Source organism: Bacteroides sp. ET225 (assembly GCF_024733745.1).
Classification (GTDB): domain Bacteria; phylum Bacteroidota; class Bacteroidia; order Bacteroidales; family Bacteroidaceae; genus Phocaeicola; species Phocaeicola excrementipullorum.
In genome coordinates this window covers 1-18,634 of record NZ_JANRHN010000031.1, presented here as the reverse complement: position 1 = coordinate 18,634, position 18,634 = coordinate 1, and the positions used below count along the sequence as shown (strand labels likewise).

The 18,634-nt window shown below is 46.0% G+C and carries 14 protein-coding genes and 1 pseudogene; 9 read left to right on the top strand and 6 right to left on the bottom strand.

The features are described from left to right. Position 1: 1 nt before the first annotated feature. The 6 genes from NW212_RS12050 to NW212_RS12025 form a co-directional block, all read right to left on the bottom strand. Entirely contained in the window at positions 2–808 is an 807-nt protein-coding gene (locus NW212_RS12050) for an ABC transporter permease (RefSeq protein ID WP_258338888.1), read from the bottom strand. Beyond that, positions 802–1,599, bottom strand: a complete 798-nt coding sequence (locus NW212_RS12045) for an ABC transporter permease (protein ID WP_258338887.1) — start codon at positions 1,597–1,599, stop codon at positions 802–804. Before NW212_RS12045 ends, NW212_RS12050 begins: the two co-directional genes overlap by 7 nt. 13 nt (positions 1,600–1,612) lie before the next feature. After that, positions 1,613–3,010, bottom strand: a complete 1,398-nt coding sequence (gene potA / locus NW212_RS12040) for a polyamine ABC transporter ATP-binding protein (RefSeq protein WP_258338886.1) — start codon at positions 3,008–3,010, stop codon at positions 1,613–1,615. Between the two features lie 140 nt (positions 3,011–3,150). Then, positions 3,151–4,251, bottom strand: coding sequence for a methylmalonyl Co-A mutase-associated GTPase MeaB (gene meaB, locus NW212_RS12035; RefSeq protein WP_258338885.1), 1,101 nt, complete (start codon positions 4,249–4,251; stop codon positions 3,151–3,153). A 7-nt stretch (positions 4,252–4,258) separates the two neighbouring features. Next, complete coding sequence (locus tag NW212_RS12030; RefSeq protein WP_258338884.1) at positions 4,259–5,341, bottom strand: DUF1573 domain-containing protein; 1,083 nt, start codon at positions 5,339–5,341, stop codon at positions 4,259–4,261. 237 nt (positions 5,342–5,578) lie between these two features. Then, entirely contained in the window at positions 5,579–11,224 is a 5,646-nt protein-coding gene (locus tag NW212_RS12025) for an MG2 domain-containing protein (protein ID WP_258338883.1), read from the bottom strand. Positions 11,225–11,876: 652 nt separating this feature from the next. Here NW212_RS12025 and NW212_RS12020 point away from each other — a divergent pair. From NW212_RS12020 to NW212_RS11980, 9 genes and pseudogenes are all read left to right on the top strand, one after another. Beyond that, complete coding sequence (locus tag NW212_RS12020) at positions 11,877–12,779, top strand: YafY family protein (protein WP_258338908.1); 903 nt, start codon at positions 11,877–11,879, stop codon at positions 12,777–12,779. 7 nt (positions 12,780–12,786) lie between these two features. After that, complete coding sequence (locus NW212_RS12015) at positions 12,787–13,734, top strand: hypothetical protein (protein ID WP_258338882.1); 948 nt, start codon at positions 12,787–12,789, stop codon at positions 13,732–13,734. Between the two features lie 118 nt (positions 13,735–13,852). Next, the gene (locus NW212_RS12010; protein ID WP_258338881.1) at positions 13,853–14,302 is read left to right on the top strand and encodes a hypothetical protein; all 450 of its coding nucleotides are present in this window, start codon (positions 13,853–13,855) and stop codon (positions 14,300–14,302) included. Between the two features lie 33 nt (positions 14,303–14,335). After that, positions 14,336–15,592, top strand: coding sequence for an MBL fold metallo-hydrolase (locus tag NW212_RS12005; RefSeq protein WP_258338880.1), 1,257 nt, complete (start codon positions 14,336–14,338; stop codon positions 15,590–15,592). A gap of 12 nt (positions 15,593–15,604) precedes the next feature. Continuing rightward, positions 15,605–16,150 (top strand): metallophosphoesterase, encoded by a 546-nt coding sequence (locus NW212_RS12000; RefSeq protein ID WP_258338879.1) that lies wholly within the window; start codon positions 15,605–15,607, stop codon positions 16,148–16,150. A gap of 17 nt (positions 16,151–16,167) precedes the next feature. Then, positions 16,168–17,067: a hypothetical protein gene (locus NW212_RS11995; RefSeq protein WP_258338878.1), complete on the top strand. Its 900-nt coding sequence runs from the start codon at positions 16,168–16,170 to the stop codon at positions 17,065–17,067. Positions 17,068–17,124: 57 nt separating this feature from the next. Continuing rightward, the gene (locus NW212_RS11990; protein WP_258338877.1) at positions 17,125–17,973 is read left to right on the top strand and encodes a hypothetical protein; all 849 of its coding nucleotides are present in this window, start codon (positions 17,125–17,127) and stop codon (positions 17,971–17,973) included. A 9-nt stretch (positions 17,974–17,982) separates the two neighbouring features. After that, positions 17,983–18,267, top strand: coding sequence for a hypothetical protein (locus NW212_RS11985; RefSeq protein ID WP_258338876.1), 285 nt, complete (start codon positions 17,983–17,985; stop codon positions 18,265–18,267). Between the two features lie 43 nt (positions 18,268–18,310). Then, positions 18,311–18,634, top strand: a pseudogene (locus NW212_RS11980) (hypothetical protein); the annotation flags it as partial.

Here is an 18,634-nt window from a genome sequence, read left to right as displayed (position 1 = left end):
TTCAAATCGGATTGTTGTTCTTGTTTTTAGCTTTGTCTGCACGCCGGTTGATGATGATGAGCAGCAGCAGGATGACCACGAATATGATGGCAGACAGCGGACGCAGTTCGGGAGTAAGCCCTCCCTTGCGCGCATCGGCATAAATGTAGGTCGACAAGGTTTCGAGGCCCTGGTTGCCGATGGTGAACACTGTCACGGCAAAATCATCGATCGAGATGGTCAGTGCCAGAAGGAATCCGCTGATCATCCCCGGACGTATTTCGGGAACGATTACTTTCCATAGGGCCTGCATCGGAGTGGCTCCCAGATCGAGTGCGGCTTCATACAGGTTGGGATTCATCTGCTTCAGGCGGGGCATTACGCTCAGCACGACATAAGGAGTGCAGAAGGTGATGTGCGCCAGGACAACGGTTGTGAATCCTTGGGTTATCCCTAGCGACACGAAAAGCAGGAAGAGGGATACGCCGGTTATGATGTCGCCGTTCAGGACGGGTATCGTATTGATGAATCCCATTGCCTTGCGTCCTCGCGCGCGGAGGTTGAAGATGCCGATGGCGGCAATGCTTCCGAGCAGGGTGGAGACCGTTGCGGCGATCAGTGCGATGGCGATTGTGTTGAGAAATGCGTTCATCAGCGAATGATGCTCCCCGGTGTTCATCAGCGACTTGTACAGGTTGAGGGAAAAGCCGGTCCAGTTGCCCAGCACCTTGGCTTCGGTGAAAGAAAACACCACAATTATCAGAATGGGAGCGTACAGCAGAGTCAGCAGCACCCACAGATAAGTCTGCATGAGAATCTTCTTTACCATGGTTCGCCTCCTTTCTTCGAACTGTCATTATCTTCCGTGCTGAACACGGAAGTGGCTGCAATAAGGAAAAGCATGATCAGGGATAAGGCTGCTCCATAGTTCCACAGGCTGTTGTTGATGTTTTCCTGAATCGTGGTTCCGAACAGCTTGATGTTGTTCATTGTCAGCAGTTCCGCGATGGCGAAAGTTGAGATGGTCGGCATGAATACCATCATGATGCCGCTGACAATTCCGGGCATGGATAATGGAAGCACCACTTTCCAGAAAACCTGTACCGAATTGGCGCCTAAATCTTCTGCCGCTTCCATGTAGCTTTTGTCCATTTTCTGCAGCGTATCATAGATGGGATAGATCATGAAAGGGATAAAATTGTAGATCATGCCGAAAATCAAGGCTCCTTCCCCCAGCGGCAGCTGGGCAAAGTCGAAAAGCGCCACGGTTGCCAGCGTGCGTATCAGAATGTTCACCCACATCGGCAGGATGAAGAGCATGATCAGCGTTTTCGAGTAGCTCGAACTGCTCCGGCTCAATATCCATGCGGCAGGGTAGCCGAGGATGATGCACCCCAGCGTGGTGAGGATGGCTATTCCGATGGAGTAGATAAACGTGTTCACCGCTTCGGGATGGGCGAAGAATTTGGTGAAATTTCCCAATGTAAGGTTTCCGGCTTCGTCTGTAAACGCATAGACAACAATCAGCAGCAGCGGAATGATGACAAAGATTACGGAAAAAATCAGGTAGGGTAGTGTCCAGCTTTTTCGTGAAGCAAAAAACAGATGGATTTTTGTCATGGCCTTTTATGCTTTATTTGAAAGTCACGCGAATGTCTTCCGGGCGGATTGAAATGCCCACACGGTCGCCGTCGTCCCAGACATCATTCGTGTCGACGAATACATTTTCGTCCCAGTCCGACAGAACGGTGAGGTGGTAATGGTTGCCCTTGTATAAGATAAACTTCACTTCTCCGGTCAGGATTCCGTCTTCTGCATTGTCCAGCAGTTCAATCTTGTCGAAGTCAACGTTCACGGTCACGTGTTCCCAGTCCTTCGACCGGTCGCTCATGTCTGTGTGCATGCATTCAAATTCGCAGCCCAGAAACTCTACGTGGGTTTCGTCTTTCATTCTTCCTTCGAAGGCATTGCAGATGCGCTCTTTCTTCATGATATGGATGTCGAAGGGCTTGACAATCAGTCCTACTTCCTTACCTGCCTCAAAAGCGTGATAATCCTGAACCGTAAACTCGTATCCGTCGCACAAGACAACCATTTCATAATGCACACCCTTGAATATGCACGACTGCACCACGCCTCGCAGCTGGGCTTTGGTCTTGTCGGATGCCGGGAATATATACAGGTCTTCCGGGCGTATGACAACATCGACGGGCACGTTCTCGCCGAATCCTTCGTCTACGCATTCAAAGTCTTTTCCGCAAAAGCTGACAAGCCTGTCTTTCTTCATTATGCCGTTCAGGATATTGCTCTCGCCGATAAAGTCGGCCACAAACGAATTGACCGGCTCATTGTAGATGTCTGTAGGAGTGCCTGTCTGCTGGATTTTTCCTTCCGACATGACGACGATGGTGTCGCTCAAGGTCAGCGCCTCTTCCTGGTCGTGCGTGACATAGACGAAAGTGATGCCCAATGTCTTGTGCATTTCTTTCAGTTCCATTTGCATGTCCTTGCGCATTTTCAGGTCGAGAGCCGCCAGCGGTTCGTCAAGCAGCAGCACTTCGGGTTCGTTCACGATGGCTCTGGCAATGGCCACCCGCTGCTGTTGCCCCCCCGACAGCGAGTTGACGTCGCGATATTCGTAGTCGGTCATTCCTACCATTTTCAGAGCCGCCATCACTTTCCGCGTCATTTCGGCTTTCGGCATCTTCTTCAGTTTCAGGCCGAATGCAATGTTGTCATACACGTTCAGGTGAGGGAATAAGGCATATTTCTGAAACACGGTATTCACCGGACGCTTGTGCGGCGGTGTTTGCGTTATTTCCTTTCCGTTAATCAGAATCGTTCCTTCCGAGGCTGTCTGGAAGCCGGCTATGAGTCGCAGAAGAGTTGTTTTCCCGCAGCCTGAAGGCCCCAGGATGGTGACGAATTCTCCTTTCCTTATGGACAGGTTGACGTTGTCCAGTGCAGTCTTGTCATCGAAAAACTTCGACACGTTTTTCACTTCGATGATCGGTTTGTTCTCGCTTTGCATCGTATTAAAATCAAATTCGGCGCAAAGTTACATTTTAATTCATTCTAAGATGCAAATCCGCCGGAATTTCTTTCCCGTTTGAGAAAAACGAAACAGAAATGAAACCTGTTTTACATATTTATGCAGAAGCGGCAAGGATACTATTTCATGTTGCCGAAATAGATGTCCAGCAGTTTTCTTGCTGCTGAAAAAGAAGTGACTTTTCCGCTGAGGACTTCCTCCTCCTGCTTTGGCAGTATCCGGGCGATGGTGTCGTCATTGTAGAAGTTGTCGCGCAAATGTTCGTTGATGGTTTCGTACATCCAGAACTTTGACTGTTCGTTTCTCCGGTGCTGGAAATACCCGTTTGCTTTTACAAACGTGATGTATTTGTAAACCATGTCCCATATTTCTTTGATTCCGATGCCGTAAAATCCTGAATAGGTAAGCACTTGCGGGAGCCATCCGGATTCGGGAGCAGGAAAGAGGTGCAGCGCATTGCGGAAGTGCGTTGCGGCCAGCTTGGCTTTTTCTATGTTATTTCCGTCTGCCTTGTTGATTACAATTCCATCTGCCATTTCCATGATTCCCCGCTTGATGCCCTGAAGTTCGTCGCCGGTTCCCGCCAACTGGATGAGCAGGAAGAAGTCCACCATCGAATGCACGGCAGTTTCGCTTTGTCCTACGCCTACGGTTTCTACAAAAATCTTGTCGAATCCTGCTGCTTCGCATAGAAAGATGGTTTCACGGGTCTTTCTGGCAACTCCGCCCAATGAACCGGCCGTTGGACTGGGACGTATGAAAGAATCCGGATGTATGGAGAGTTTTTCCATGCGGGTTTTGTCGCCCAGGATACTTCCTTTAGAGCGTTCGCTGCTTGGGTCGATGGCCAGAACAGCCAGCTTTCCTCCGTACTGTTCCAGCACATGAAGTCCGAAAACATCGATTGATGTGCTTTTCCCGGCGCCGGGTACGCCGCTGATGCCCACCCGTATTGAATTTCCCGTGTAGGGAAGACATTTTTCCAGAACCTCCTGAGCCAGTGTCTGGTGTTCCGGTCTGACGCTTTCCACCAAGGTTACTGCCTGGCTCAACACCGTGATGTCCCCTTTCACGATGCCTTCCACATATTCGTTTGCCGACAACTGGCGGCGTTTCGGCTTCTTTCTCAGTTTCAGATAAGGATTAACAACAGCAGGCTGTTCCACTCCCTGGTTTACAGTTAACCCCTTGTATTCTTCCTTGTTTTCGGGGTGTTCCATAAGATCTTTATTTTTCGTTTGACTTCAATTGTGCTTTCACTCGGATGGTAACCATCGGATGTTGCGGGTCGTTTGTAATCATCAGTATACGTGGCGTGCCTTTCACCCTGGGCAGGTTTGCGGCCAGTACAGTCACTTTCATCTTGGTCGATTCGCCCGGCTTGAGTGTTCTTTTCTTCAGGTTAACTCCCAAGGCAATGCTGAATACTTGCATGTCTTGGATTACCAGATCCGACTTTCCCGTATTGGTGATGATTATATGTTGCGATTTCTTTTGGTTCGGACGAAGGTCCATAAACTCCATTTGTTTGGAAGATACAGATATCACCGGAGGATTGTTTTTCTGCTGTTCGGTCAGTTGGGAGAAGTCCGGGAGCAAGGCCACAGATACCGGTATTTCATTTTCTTCCCCCACTTTATCGCCTGAGTATCTTGACAGATAAACAGAGGCTCGGGTAATTCCCAGTTTGGGCAATTTGTCCGTATTCAGCGTTACTTTGATTTTTCCGGCTTTTCCACGTCCCAGTTTGTCGGGTGTCGCTTCTGCCTCCAGATAAGGAGGGAGATGCATGAGCACCGGTGAATAGGCTTTGTTGGAGGTGTTGGCTACCAGCAGTTCGATAGACGGGCGGTCCCCTTTATGGACTGACTCGAAGTTCAGTTCGTCCTGATTCAGCCGGATAGCTCCGATCAGGTACGGATGAGTGAATGAAAAGTTTTTCGCATCGGCGGTTACTTCTCCGTTGAAATTCAGATAAATCGGTTCGATTGCCGCATTGCAGTATATTCCCAGGTCCTTATAGAAATGCCCGATTGCTTCTGCATCGAAAACGGCAGTAATCTCTCCTTTATCTCCCGGCATGACCGGATCTTCCGTCCATTTGGCTTCCATACAGCCGCATGACACTGTAACGTTGGAAACGACAAGCGGCTTGTCGCCGGTGTTTGTGAATTTGTAGCTGACGGTCACCGGATTGCGCCAAAGCACATAGCCTAAGTCTTTCGATTCGCTGTCGAATGTGATTTTCGGCTGCGCCTGGACGAGCAGGCATATAAAAGATATAACTAGTGATGTATAAATCCGCTTCATTTCTTGTCTTGAATTTAGAAACAAAGATAAAGAGAAAAACTTTTGCAAGCAAACTTCCTTTGTCTATTTAATACTTCTTCGGGATGATTTAGTGAAAACAAGAAACATGCCGGATTTGAACTTTAAGCACAAAGCCGCCCAAGCCCAGTATCTTACGCAATGGAATTTCCATCTTTTTCTGTGGCTTGGCGGCTCTGTGTCCTGTTCTTTTGATGTGAACGTCCTTCTTCGTGCGGGCTATTCGGCAACAAGCTTCATGCCTCCGGTGTGGCCGGCGAATTCGGGAGCATAGGCCGACTGGATGCTTGCCATGCCTGCCTGATAAGTTCCGGCACGGTCCACGTGTACCGTGTATTCAATCATGTAGCTTCCCTTCCGCATCTTGTCGATGAAGAACTCTGTGGAGGCATCCCGGCTCACCTGGTAGTAGCCGATTCCCGTCTTTGCGTTCCAGCGGTAGCCGGAAAGTTGTTCGGACGGCTCGAAGCAGGCGGGACGTTCGTCTTTTATCTGAATGAAGTCCATGTCACGGTCGGCCTTGATGTTCAGGCGGACAGTCAGCTTGTCGCCCACGTTCAGAACAGCGTGCTTGTCGATCCGTTTGCCGTCTTTCAGCACTTCGCGGCTGATGGACAAGCCGTTTCCTTTGGCATCTGCCAGTCTGTCCATTTCTTCCAGGTATTGGGCATAAACGGCTCCCCAGCCGATTCCGCTGCCGGTTTTGCTTATTTCTGCACGTTTTATATCAGTATCTGTTCCCGTGTAGGTGCGGCGTGCATAGCCCAGCGCATCGTCCGGAGTTTCCATCTCCATTCTGCCGGCCTTGACGGTCATTTTGCCTGATGTATTCAGCTGGTGTCCTCCGGAGCAAAGCAGTGCATAGATTGCGTCTGCCGTTTCCAGCGAGTTGCTCCACGCCTGAACCTGTTTCTGTTTCAGCAGCCATTGCTGCATTTCTGCATGCATTGCCGCATCAGGCTCCACTCTGGCGATGGCTTCCATTGCTGCCACCTGGGTCGGTATCTTATAGCTGTTCCATGAGTACAAAGCTTTTGCCGTGTCAAAATAGCGTCCCATTTCGGGTGTGTACAGCGAATATTCCTTGATGGAGCGGACCAAGGTCATGGCTTCGCTAGCATTGCCTGTACCCTGCATGATGACGGCAATCATTGCTTTTTCACCGATGGAGTATTCAGCGGAGCGGTTCTTTAGTTTCTCCAGCATATATGCGTTGACTGCCTTGTCGGCTTTTGATGCTGCAAACTTGTCCAAAGCACATATATAAAGATACTTTACGGCCAGATTGCTCGGAAGAACGTTCAGCTCATGCATTTCCTCCTGCCGTTTCATGCTTCTGTATTCTTCCTGCATCTGAGCGGTCAGCCAGTTCCAGGCTTTCAGGTACATGCTGTTTATCCGTACATCAGTCACAGCGTTCATCGCTTTCAGCCGTGCCATGAGTTCTGCCACCTGTGTCGTGACAATCCGGCTTCCGGCCATTCCGTCAAACCATGACCAGCTTCCGTCTGTGTGCTGCATCTTGCCCAGACGGTCCACGCTTGTCTGTAACTGGTTCTTCATCCGGTTCAAGTCGAACAGTACGGCGATGCGGCGTTTCTGTTCGCTTTCGTCGGTTGCTTCTGTCAGCCAGGGCGTTTCATTGAGCAGCATGTTCTTCAGATCCTGGTTCTGTTCCAGTTTGCTCAGCCACGTATCCTTGTCGGTGCTTTGAGATGCCCATGCGCTGAACACCTGTCTGATTTCCGGATTCTTGTCGAGAATCAGTTGCGCAAGCGCATTGCCGTAATAAGCTCCAGCCCATGCAAAAGCATTCTCACTGTCGGGGTTGGAAAGAACCGGAAGCGCCTGCACTGCATACCAGACCGGATTGGCCGTCAGTTCAAAGCTCAACCGGCGGCCGGTTGCTGTTTTGCTCTGCTTGTTGAAAAGGTCATCCAGCTCCAGTGTCTTGCTTTCATTGTCTTTCAACTGGAACGGCAAGGTTTCCGTCACCCACTGTTTGTCGGTCAGTATAGGCAAGTAATGCTGTTCGCCGTCGCTGTATTCTCCGGCATCGGCCACCATGCGGCATATCAGCACATCGTATGTGTCCGGCATTTCATATTCAAAGCTCACTGAGCCGTTCTGGTTAGCCGCCACTTCAAACGGCTGTTCGGATTCGTATACCGTTTTGCCGTCAACCGGATTCACCAGTTGCATGCGTACGATTCCTGCAACGACATTGCCCGAAATGTTGTCCAGCGAAGCTGCTATGACGGCACGGTCGCCTGCACGCACAAAGCGCGGCATGTTGGGCTGGATCATGAACGGCTTGCTGGTTCTGGCCTTTGCCGTAATCAGTCCGTAGTCCATGCTTTGCGTGTGTGCCATTCCCATCAGCTTCCATTCGGTCACTGCGTCAGGCATGGTAAACACCATCCGCACGGCACCGGCTGAATCGGTGCGCAAGTCGGAGTAGAAGAAAGCTGTTTCGGCGAAGTTGTCTCTCAGAGGCACGTATTCCTCATCTGATTCGAGCGAGGACAGCGATGCCACATCAGCTATAGCCATAGAAAAGACTCCATTGTTTGTTTCAAAACCATTTTCCTGTGCAACTGTAGCTTGCTCAACTTCGTCTGCCGCCGCCTTATACAACGCTTTGGAAGAAGCCAGGCTGCGTGCCATCAGCACTTTTCCGCCGCCACGGACGTAAATGTTTCTCTGCCGGAGCGAAGGTACAAACAGACGGCTGTATCCGTTCGGAAAATCAAAGTCATACACATTCGAATGGCTGTGGTCGTAGAACGGGCTGTACAGAGAGAAATACGTATTCATGGTGTGCATGCCCGGCCATACGGAAGGAGTGTAACGCCGGAAGTTCAGTCTGAAGCTCCATTGATTATCCAGCAGACGGTCGAGAGAGGCGTCATACAGCGTTGCCATGAAGCGTGCGTCGGCAGGCTTTCCGTTTCTGTCGAGGATGCTCAGCGTCCATTCTTCCTGTCCGCCCGGCACAAGATTGTCGCGGAAGCTTTCCCATTTCAGCGAAAGTTCTTTCTGCGGTTCCGGCCGGGTGATGGAAACCTGCTTGGTATAGAAAATGCCTTTTCTCATGAATGCAAAGCTCACCGTAATGCCGTCGCCATACGCTTCCTTATACGGGTAGACGAATTTGCGGATCTCATTGTCCAGTGTCAGCCGCTCGCTATGGATGCGTTTGGCTCCGCAATAGACGGAGTAGAACACGTACACATCCTGTTCGCTTGAACCCACGTATAAAGTGACCGGATGTTCTTCACTGAATTCCGTACCTTCCTGATAGAACCATTCCGTCGTTTCATAAGGCGGACGGACATCGTTTCTGGAGAAGAGAGCAAAATCCTGTTCTGCCTTGCATGTTCTGCCCTGCCTGTCATCGGCCGAAATCTCTATCCGGTATTTTCCGGATGCGCAGTCCAGCAAGGCTTCGGGGATAAAGGCGGTTTGTGAAGGCTGTTCTCCTTGCGCGGCCAGCGAGCCTTTCTTGCCGTCCTTGTCCAGCGTATAAATCCGGTAGCTGACCTTTGTGTCTACCGGCTGGCCGTTCAGGTTGCGCGCGAGGAACTGGATCTTGTCCCGCTTTTCACGCATCACCTTTGCGCTCAGTCCGTCGATTTGCAGACCCATCGACAACTTGCTGACGGGCAAAGACAGACTTCCCGACTGGGTTTCGCCGTCTATGTTCACCACATCCGCACCTACCTTATATATATAATAGCTGTTCCAGTCGCCGGTGCTGGTTTCCGGTTTTTCGAGGACTGCTTCTATCCGGAACTTTCCGTCGGCATCCGTCTGGGTTTCACCGCTTCCGATCACCTGGGATGAACCTCCTCCGATCCGCCAGAACCATGCCTGCGAGCGGGTTACGGTGTAGCTTACCTTTCCGTTTCGTACCGGAGCTCCCGAAAAGTTCTTTGCGGCGGCCTCCAGCGACAAGGTATCCCCCGCTGTATAGGACTCCTTGTAAGGCGTGAACACTACGTCAAACGTAGGACGCTTGTATTCGTCCACTCGTATATACCGGTTCCCGTTTTCCGCTTCCAGACGGAAATTGCCCGGAAGCACTGACTGAGGCAATGCAAACTCGGCATGGAATCCTCCGAAGTCGTCCGTGACCAGTTCACGTTTGGACAGTTCCTGACCGTTCGCGTCACGCAAGGTCAAGGTGAATTTCCATCTGCTGCGGACTTTCGTATCGTCACCCTGCTGCTTATAGGCCACTCCAGACACGTAAACGGTTTGTCCTGGGCGGTATAGGGCACGGTCTGTATAAAGTTCCGTGCGGTATGCTTCCTTCTCGTCTGAAGGAACAGCCAGTCCTCGGCCTCTTGATACATACGAAACCTGCATGAAGTCGCCGTCTGTTGTCCGGGCATTCATCCAAAGGCTCCGTTCTTTCAGTTCGGGAACCACGGCACGTCCGCTTCCGTCCGTCTTGAACGTGCGATAAAGTGTGTAATTGCCCGGAGTGGGGATGGAATAGAACACGATTTCCGCTCCCGGCACCGGATGGCCCGTCTTGCGGTCCACCACATCATATTCCGTCTGTTTGCCTTCCAGCGGAAACGAAAGTATCTGCAGGGGAGAAAGATGCACCAGTTCGTATGCCGCTTTGTCCTTGTGCCCGTCGGGGACAGACTTGAGCATGTAGATGCCCGGTTCCGGCATCCGGTAGACGAATGTACTTGCCGTATCCTTATAGTCGGGAGTGTCGGGCAGGGCAAAATGTTTGCTTCCTGCCAGTTTCCCGTATTTCTTTACCATGTCCGCCCGTTCCATTCCGCCCGCAAAGATTGATGACGATGCTTTCAGATTCAGCCGGTATACCTCCAGTGTCATCCCCTTCAGGTTTTTCGACCTCACTTCAAACACGGCATCTTCTCCGGGATAAGCCCATTCCGTATGCAGGTTCAGCGAAGGGTTCAGGATCCGTTGCCGGTAGTCTTTCAGGTCGGCGGCAAATTCCGACCGGGGATACAGTTCCAGTCCTTTATCGATAACCTGCATCGCCTCTGTAAATTGCTGGTTCCGGTGATACAATTCTGTCAGATGCACATATACGGCTGCACAGGAAGACACGCCGGCATACTCTTTCATCCAGTTTCGGAGCAAAGCCACTTCCTCCGTCTGAGAGAGCCTGACGGGCGGAACCATCTCGCCTCCCTGCCGGTAAGAAAGCAGGCAAAGGCGGGTCAGCAGTTCGGCTGAGCGGTTGCCTGTCCGGATATAATAGTCAATCAGCGAGTTGTAGAAATCCATTACGGCACGGTGCGCTTCCTTGCTGCGGGTCACATCCACGTATCCCCACGAAAACCTGTAGGCTGCCTGACGCACAAGCAGATCCAGCATCGTGTCACCGAAATATTTCTCGCTCAGTTTTCCGCTTTCAACCATGGGACGGTAGTCTTTGGCCGTCACCCTGGCCAGCACATCCGGATACTTCAGCGATTCGCGGAAATACCACAGCGCACTGTCCACGTCGGCTGTCTGCTCTTCCAGTTGGTACACCCCCATGATATGGTGCAGCACGGCGCGGGCCACCGTATCCTTTTCTTCGGCCGTCCAGCGGCGAAGAGCTTCCAGTTCACCGTTCAGGCTGTCGGCCGACAAGCAGACTTTCGCTTCCGTCCGCACAAGAAATGCCTTCATCATCTGAGGCGCATTTCTTTCGGCTGCCGCTTTCGCATAAATCTTGTCCAACTGATTTATTGCCGATTTCGGCAAATCCTTTTTCTCCAGATTCTCCACTTCCTTCCACATCTGGTCGTAGCTTTGCGCCCGGACCTGCAGGGCAAAGATGCCCAAAAGGAAAAGTAGTCCGCTTATTAAACTTGTCTTCTTCATAAGTCTTGGTTTATAATTTCGACATTAAATTCTTGCATTTTTTCGTGCCTTGCCGGGCCTTGTAAAATGACCCGTTATCTTGATTAAAATTATTCGTCATCTTCATCAAAATGTCCCGTCATCCTGAGTAAAATGTTCCGTTATCTTTTTGAGCCGGCCGATCTCGCCTGCAATGCATCAGAGGGCATATTCCGGGTGATGGACGCTTTGACTTTATCTCTTTACTGGAAAAACAGTTTTAATAAAAAAGTGTTTATAAATTAAACGAATATTTCTGAGATAACTGCACCTTTTTATGTGAAATAATTGAAAATGGATGGCGGACCGCGGATTGTTGGAGGGGTGATTGGGGAAGAGGGCTTGATTAAGAGCCTGACAACATATTACTTTATTGGAAAATTTAAACGACAGGCTCTAAGAATGGAATAAGTGGTACTTTAAATAATACTAAAGGAAATGTGTTCGTGTGAGTCTTTATGTTCTGTGTTTGTTTGATTGTTATTTTCTTAATCCTTTTTGAACGGCTGATTCAGACTCTGTATGCTCAAAATTGCAAAAAAGCTTTCGCATTGTATTGAATAGATTCATAACGGGAATGATATTCTTGAAATGGCTTGTTTTTGAGTGAGATTTAGTTATCTTTGTGATTATAATGATAAGCACTACCTTTAACCGTTATATTTGGTTGCTGAACACCTTGATGCAGGCCGGACGGATTACCTTTGAGGAAATAAGCAACAAATGGCAGCGTTCATCGTTGAGTGATGGAAAACCTTTGCCATTGCGTACTTTCCACGACCATCGCAAGGCTGTGGAGGACTTGTTTCAAGTCAATATTCTGTGTGACACATTCAATGGATATAAGTATTACATCGAAGACCTTTCCGCTTTTCGTGAAGACAAGACGCGGCAATGGCTGGTTAACTCTTTCAGCACGGTCAATATGATAACCGAAGGAAAGCAGATAAAAGACCGGATTTTGTTGGAGGAAATTCCCGAAGGCTCAGCATATCTTCAGACTTTTGTTGAGGCAATGAAACAGAATCTGGTTCTGTCGATAACTTACCGACCTTTCTACAAAGACGAAAGCTGTGTTTATCGGGTGCATCCATATTGCCTGAAAGTATACAGGCAAAGGTGGTATGTGTTGGGTCATTGCGAGGAGTTGAAAGGCGTCCGTCATTTTTCGTTCGACCGTATTCTGGACATTCATACGGAAGAACTCCATTTTGATTATCCAGAAGGTTTCTCACCAGAGGTTTATTACAAAGATAGTGTCGGTATCTGGGTGAATGAAAACGTCAAGCCCGAGAGGGTGGTCATCCGTGCTTATGGAACACAAGGCAGTTATCTGCGCACATTGCCTTTGCATCATTCTCAAAAGGAAATCCGTATTACGGATAAGTATTGCGATTTTGAATACAAACTATGCGTGACTAAGAATCTCATAGATGAACTGTTAGGCAAAGGAACCTCCATACAGGTCCTTGAACCTGAAAGCTTGAGAAAAGAGATGAGGAAGTGTTTATACAATATGTTTAACTTATATAAATAGTAGAATTATGGAAAAACAAGCTTCTTTTCGTGGAAATGGAGTAAGTAAAGATTTTATAAACAGATTTAAGTCTAGTGATTTTTATAGAGAAATTTATTTGAAGCACAAAGATGAAATTATCATCGGAATAAGAAATGGGTATATTAATCTTTATTATAATTGTGACAATATAGCCAAGATAGAATGTAAACCGTACTCGCTAAAAGGAACATTGTCTTCTTATTATACTGAAGGCGTTAGTGGGAAAGAAGTAAGTTTGACAGCACCTGAACTTGTTAGGCTTTATGAGCAAGTAAAGAAACAAAGCAACGTACGTAATACGCAAGAAAAAAAGGCTCAATCACGTTTAGTTATTGGTAATAATAATAACCCTGCTTCTAGGTGGTTCTGCATAGATGTTGAATATACAAAACCTGCACAAAAGGCACGTTTTGATATCATTGCCATTTCTAAAGAAAGACCTCATAAAGTTGCATTAATAGAGGTTAAGTATGGAGCAGATTCGTTGGGAAGAAAATGTGGTGTACGCGAACATATAAAAGATTTCTATAGCTTTTTTGTTGAAAATTCTTTTGATAAGCTCAAGTCTGAATTGATATCTATCATACAATGTCTTCAAGAATTGGATGTTGGACTGCCCTTAGAACTTCAGCATTTAAAAGAAGAGGATATTTCCTCCGTTCCGGAATTTTATATAGTTGTCTTAAATAATAAATCAGAGTCAAGGGGTTCAACTCCTAAACAAACGGTAAGTGGATATCTATTTCAAGATGGTAGATGGGGAAGTAAAAAACAATCTTCATTAATAACGAAGGAAGGTGACTATTTTGCAATAATAAATCATGATAAATCTTTTCCCTTGACTTTTCTGTTTTCCGAGTCTACATTACCAAATTTGGGTATTGTAGATATATTGGATGATGACTCTTATACAAAAGAAGTTATTTCTTTATAACTATGCGGACTTTCCGCATACCGTAGCTATACCTTTGCATCAGATTACAGAAACATCACGAATTATGGGCAAGAAACAAAATCAGAAAAGAAAAACACAATTGAATGCCAAAACAAGAATGGAATCATTCAGGTTCCAGGTTATGTGGGAAAAGAACAGGCGAATGCCGGAATTGCCGGACGAAAGTCTGAATACGGAACTTGATGTACTTTGTGAAAAAGGACTGGTTGACGAAATGCTCGTCTTGCGGGATATAGTGGAGGGTGTGCGGAAAGAATTAGGGTATCAGACGGAAATGGGCAAGGGTTCGCTGGAGGGAACTGTTGTACCTTTCTTATTGGGTATAACTACGACCGAACCGGACCTTGCACAACCGAACAATGTACTTTCAGATGCTGAGCATCTCCGTCTTCCTTTAGAAGTCGTCCTCTATTACGACAATGAAATTAGAAATCGTGTAGTGGATTGGGTAAAACTCCGTTATGAAACGGTCAAGACGCAGTTGGGCCAGCCCATTCTGAAACGTTCCAATATGGTTGTTGAATTTAAAAGGGTAATGAAGTCTTGAAAAAGGCTTCTTTATCTCATTAATTTCCGGCTTATGAGAATAACCATTTACCGCGGTGCACATCAAATAGGAGGATGTATCACCGAAATCAGAAGCGATAACACAAAAATACTTATCGACCTTGGTGCCAACTTGCCCGATAGCGAAGAAAAAGAATTAAGTGAAGCTGATGTAACAGAGCTGACACAAGATGTGGATGCCATTTTCTATACCCATTATCACGGTGATCATGTGGGCTTGTTCTATTTTGTGCCCGAGAATGTTCCGCAATATATCGGCAGAGGAGCACAAGAAGTGATGATGTGTAAATATAGTGCACTAAGTAAGCATCAGGACTGTAGCAAGGAGATTAGTGCTATTAAGAGTTTTCATACTTATAAATCCAATGTCCCGATTGATATAAAAGGGAAGATTCGGGTAACCCCCTATTATGTTTCTCATTCAGCCTTCGATGCGTATATGTTTAAAATCGAAGTGGAAGGTAAAACCATTTTTCATACAGGAGATTTCCGTAAGCATGGTTATTTGGGAAGTGGACTTCCCAAAATGTTACGGGCCTTTATAAAGAATGTGGATTTTCTTATTATTGAAGGAACCATGTTGGGGAGAAGAGAGGAAAATACGATTACGGAAAATGACATCAAACATAATACAATCTCTTTGCTCAAAAAACATAAGTATGTTTTTGCTCTTTGCTCATCTACGGATATGGATCGTCTAGTATCTTTTTATCAAGCATGTAAAGAAACAGGTAGAATATTCTTGTGTGACCCGTATCAGAAGTCGGTTCTTGATGTGTTTACACGGTGTATGGAAAAAGATTTGTTTCATTTCAATAATGTTTTTGAGATTTATAAGCAATGCATTTCAAGTCCGAAAATTGTAGCCAAATTGAGCAATGAAGGATTCTTGATGCCTGTACGTGTTGGTCAGATGGAGCTTATAAAGGAGATGCTGGAGCAATACAATGATGAGCCTGCCTACCTTGTCTATTCTCTTTGGCAGGGTTATTACAATGGTACGGAAAAACAAATCAATCCGAAAATAATAGAGCTTCGCAAGCTATTTCCCAATCGCATATTGGACGGGGTTTATGATGGGTTTCACACCAGCGGACATGCTGATGTGGAAACATTGGAAGAAGTATGCCGTATTATTCGTCCCAAGCTAGGCATTATTCCGATTCATAAAGAAGCTTTGGCTACATATAAATCGCTTGGAATAGCAAAGAAGTTCAATATCGTTGAATCTTCTACGCGGATAAGCAATGTAGATATATCAATTTTATAAAATGAAAGATTAGTGTTTGAATTTATAATACAAGGACTTAAAGTCGTAGCCCTATCCGATACGCATGGAAAACATCGCAGTTTGTCCATTCCTTCTTGTGATGTGCTGATTCATGCCGGAGATGCTTGTGATTTTGGAAACAAAGAGCAGTTGGAAGATTTTTTCGAATGGTATGGTACACGGTCTGCCCGATACAAGATTTTCGTATCAGGAAACCATGATACGAATTTCGAAACTGCAAATTCTGTATTGGAAAGCATGATACCGGAAAATGTCATTTATTTGGAGAATAGCCTGATTGATATTGAAGGAGTAACGTTTGCTTCTCTCTCGGTAAGAGATAAATTGCAATGTTTCATCGAAAATGAATTAATAAATGTGTTTATAACTCATGGAGCACCATTTGGCATACAAGATGAGAACGGTAAAGGATGCAAGAACCTGGCAAGACAAATCCAATTGCTTGCACCGCAATATGCCTTGTTTGGACATTTCCACAAAGGGGACAAGTATCCTTTGCTGATAGAGAAAACAGTTTATGTAAATGTTTCGTTATAAAAATATTACTGAATATTATGGTTGTATTTGAGTTAAACAGAATCGTATTGGAAACCTTGCGTTATCCATCACGCAAGACATGGATATCTGAATTGGGCTTATTTTCCACCTTCGAAAAAGCTTATGAAATGTTGCAGGAGATTGTCGCCGAAGCAAAAGAGGATGAAGAGGAATGTGAAAAGGAGGGAGAACCCGATGATACCTTAGGGTATGTCATTAATAAGATACTATTGGATGCTCCGTATGGATGTACCGTTGCTTTCCGTACTTACACACATGATGGTGAGTTTAATGATGAAAATGCTTGGACGGATGAAAAAGGAAAAGTTCTTCCTTTTTACGGTCGCCCGGAAGAAAAAATCCGCTTCAAAATGGGAGATATTGTGGAAGTGTATATGGGCAAATATGATGCAGAATTGAGTATCATTGATGCATGTCCTTGGACACCTCAGAAAATAGAAAAAAGAAACAAAGAACTGGAACAGAAATACGGTAAGGGGCATACGCTTATTTTAGATTCCAGTGATGACCGCTATCTGACCCATTCGTTAGGACTTGGCAATACTCATTGGCATCCGGCATGTGCCGATGTGTTTGCCCCTACTAAGAAAGTTCCGGCAACGCTAAGGCGTAAGTTGCAAGCCAAGCTGTTGGAAGAAAACTTCACGTTTGGGTATCGTCACCAAATCTCCGAACTGCCCTTTATCAAAGACCCGAAAGTATTAGATGAATTGCTGAATGGTTGGGACAAGTTTGTAGATGAAAAATATTATCAAGGAATGGAATGCTTAGTTGATTACGAAAAAGCAGATAACATCAAAGCGCAGTTGAACTTTTCCGAAGAGCAAGCCCAAAGGTTCGACCGTTTTTATGAAACATGCGTACGGTTGGTGAATGAGAAACGTAGGAAAGCATAATCCAATAAGCTGGTAGTAAATTTTAGAATGACTTATTACATAACCAAATCATAAAATATGAAAGAAATAGACTATTACAATCTGATGAAAGGTTTCGAATCGGAAGAAATCGAGCCTATGGTAGGAATCTTTTGGTATCTGCCCGAAGAACACCACTTGTTTGAAGTTCATGCTTCTTCTTTGTCCCAGTCAAAAATGGTGAACGGGCATACCACTTACAGTAAACTTCACAAAACCATCTGGCAGGCAAAGAAATGCAGAGACAGAGCAAAAGGAAAAGAAACATCCGTTTATTATCAGGACTATACCCGAATCCCAAGAGGCAGAATTTTCTATGACAATGGGAAATTCATTGTAAAAGTCGGCTCGTGGTATAAGCAATACGAGGAGGAATTGCGGGAACTTATAGCGGATGCTTTCAATCTTCCCGACGACTTCATTTTCGAGATTGGTAAGCATTGGGAATTAGGGCATGGATGGGACGAAAGTCAGTTGGATGACTTCTTCCATGAGGGCGATTTGCGTGCTGACGATTTGAGTATTGATGACAGAAAGGCTCTGATTCATGAGTTGATTTCTACAGCGTCAAAGTTAAAGATTGCCGATTCTGAATTGGCTTGCCTGTTGGATGATAAAAATATCAAAGTAATTAAAGCCCATTCCGATAGCATGGAAAGATTATGGGAACAGGTATATAAGGAGGCATCGTCTTATATAGGATTAGCATCCAATTGCGTTTTTAGTTTCTATTATACTAATGGGAAAGAGCTTCGCATGGATGATATGAATTCTATACATGAATTTATGACCCAGTTCCCTAAAACATGCAAATTCAAATGGGGATTTGGCTGTGTGCCTGATTCTTTACCTTTTAATATCACTTTGGTTCTGAGTGGTTGGAAATAACAAAAATATATGAAATTCATCTGTAACTTTTTGCTGCTATTAAACTTCCTTGCCTACGTATTGGCAGATATCGTAGCATGGGAGTATGGAACAAAAGCCGGACTTTGGTTTCTTCTTCCGTTAGTACTTTTTCCTACCGTTACTTCGTTGGCTAACAAAGTAGCCATATCGCGAGCCGATAAGTTCTTTTTGTCTGAATGGCAAGTTTTTGTAAAGAAAATAAAATGGGGGAACGGTGTTGTTTTACTCACTATGACAATTATATACAAGCTATTTCTGGAACAGGAGAATTGAACAAACAATCCATAAAAAAGAGGTCAATAACAGATATACAACCATGAACACCATTTACGAATTAATCCACATAGAAGTAGAAAACCAACGTTATCCATTGCGTAAAATCAAAGAAAACAGTATAGGTTTATTCACGACTTTGGAGAAGGCGCAGAAAGGTATGATGCGACACATTGCAGATGAAATGAAAGAAAATGAACATACAAGAAAGTTATTCGAAGAGGATGGAGAAAAATGGAAAATCTATTCTTACACTTTTGGGTATGAGATTGCCGAAAGGGAGGTAAACGAACTTTATGGGCAATGGTGTTCCCGTTCTGTCCGTACTTATAAAAGCAATGGAGAACTGAATGATGAATGTTTGATT

What these genes read in the sequence shown, in the direction of transcription:
- NW212_RS12045 (WP_258338887.1), bottom strand. Translation starts at nt 1,599, where the DNA reads ATGACAAAAATCCATCTGTTTTTTGCTTCACGAAAAAGCTGGACACTA.
- NW212_RS12005 (WP_258338880.1), top strand. Translation starts at nt 14,336, where the DNA reads ATGAGAATAACCATTTACCGCGGTGCACATCAAATAGGAGGATGTATC.
- NW212_RS12050 (WP_258338888.1), bottom strand. Translation starts at nt 808, where the DNA reads ATGGTAAAGAAGATTCTCATGCAGACTTATCTGTGGGTGCTGCTGACT.
- NW212_RS12010 (WP_258338881.1), top strand. Translation starts at nt 13,853, where the DNA reads ATGGAATCATTCAGGTTCCAGGTTATGTGGGAAAAGAACAGGCGAATG.
- NW212_RS12015 (WP_258338882.1), top strand. Translation starts at nt 12,787, where the DNA reads ATGGAAAAACAAGCTTCTTTTCGTGGAAATGGAGTAAGTAAAGATTTT.
- NW212_RS12030 (WP_258338884.1), bottom strand. Translation starts at nt 5,341, where the DNA reads ATGAAGCGGATTTATACATCACTAGTTATATCTTTTATATGCCTGCTC.
- potA (WP_258338886.1), bottom strand. Translation starts at nt 3,010, where the DNA reads ATGCAAAGCGAGAACAAACCGATCATCGAAGTGAAAAACGTGTCGAAG.
- NW212_RS12025 (WP_258338883.1), bottom strand. Translation starts at nt 11,224, where the DNA reads ATGAAGAAGACAAGTTTAATAAGCGGACTACTTTTCCTTTTGGGCATC.
- NW212_RS11990 (WP_258338877.1), top strand. Translation starts at nt 17,125, where the DNA reads ATGAAAGAAATAGACTATTACAATCTGATGAAAGGTTTCGAATCGGAA.
- NW212_RS12020 (WP_258338908.1), top strand. Translation starts at nt 11,877, where the DNA reads ATGATAAGCACTACCTTTAACCGTTATATTTGGTTGCTGAACACCTTG.
- meaB (WP_258338885.1), bottom strand. Translation starts at nt 4,251, where the DNA reads ATGGAACACCCCGAAAACAAGGAAGAATACAAGGGGTTAACTGTAAAC.
- NW212_RS11995 (WP_258338878.1), top strand. Translation starts at nt 16,168, where the DNA reads ATGGTTGTATTTGAGTTAAACAGAATCGTATTGGAAACCTTGCGTTAT.
- NW212_RS11985 (WP_258338876.1), top strand. Translation starts at nt 17,983, where the DNA reads ATGAAATTCATCTGTAACTTTTTGCTGCTATTAAACTTCCTTGCCTAC.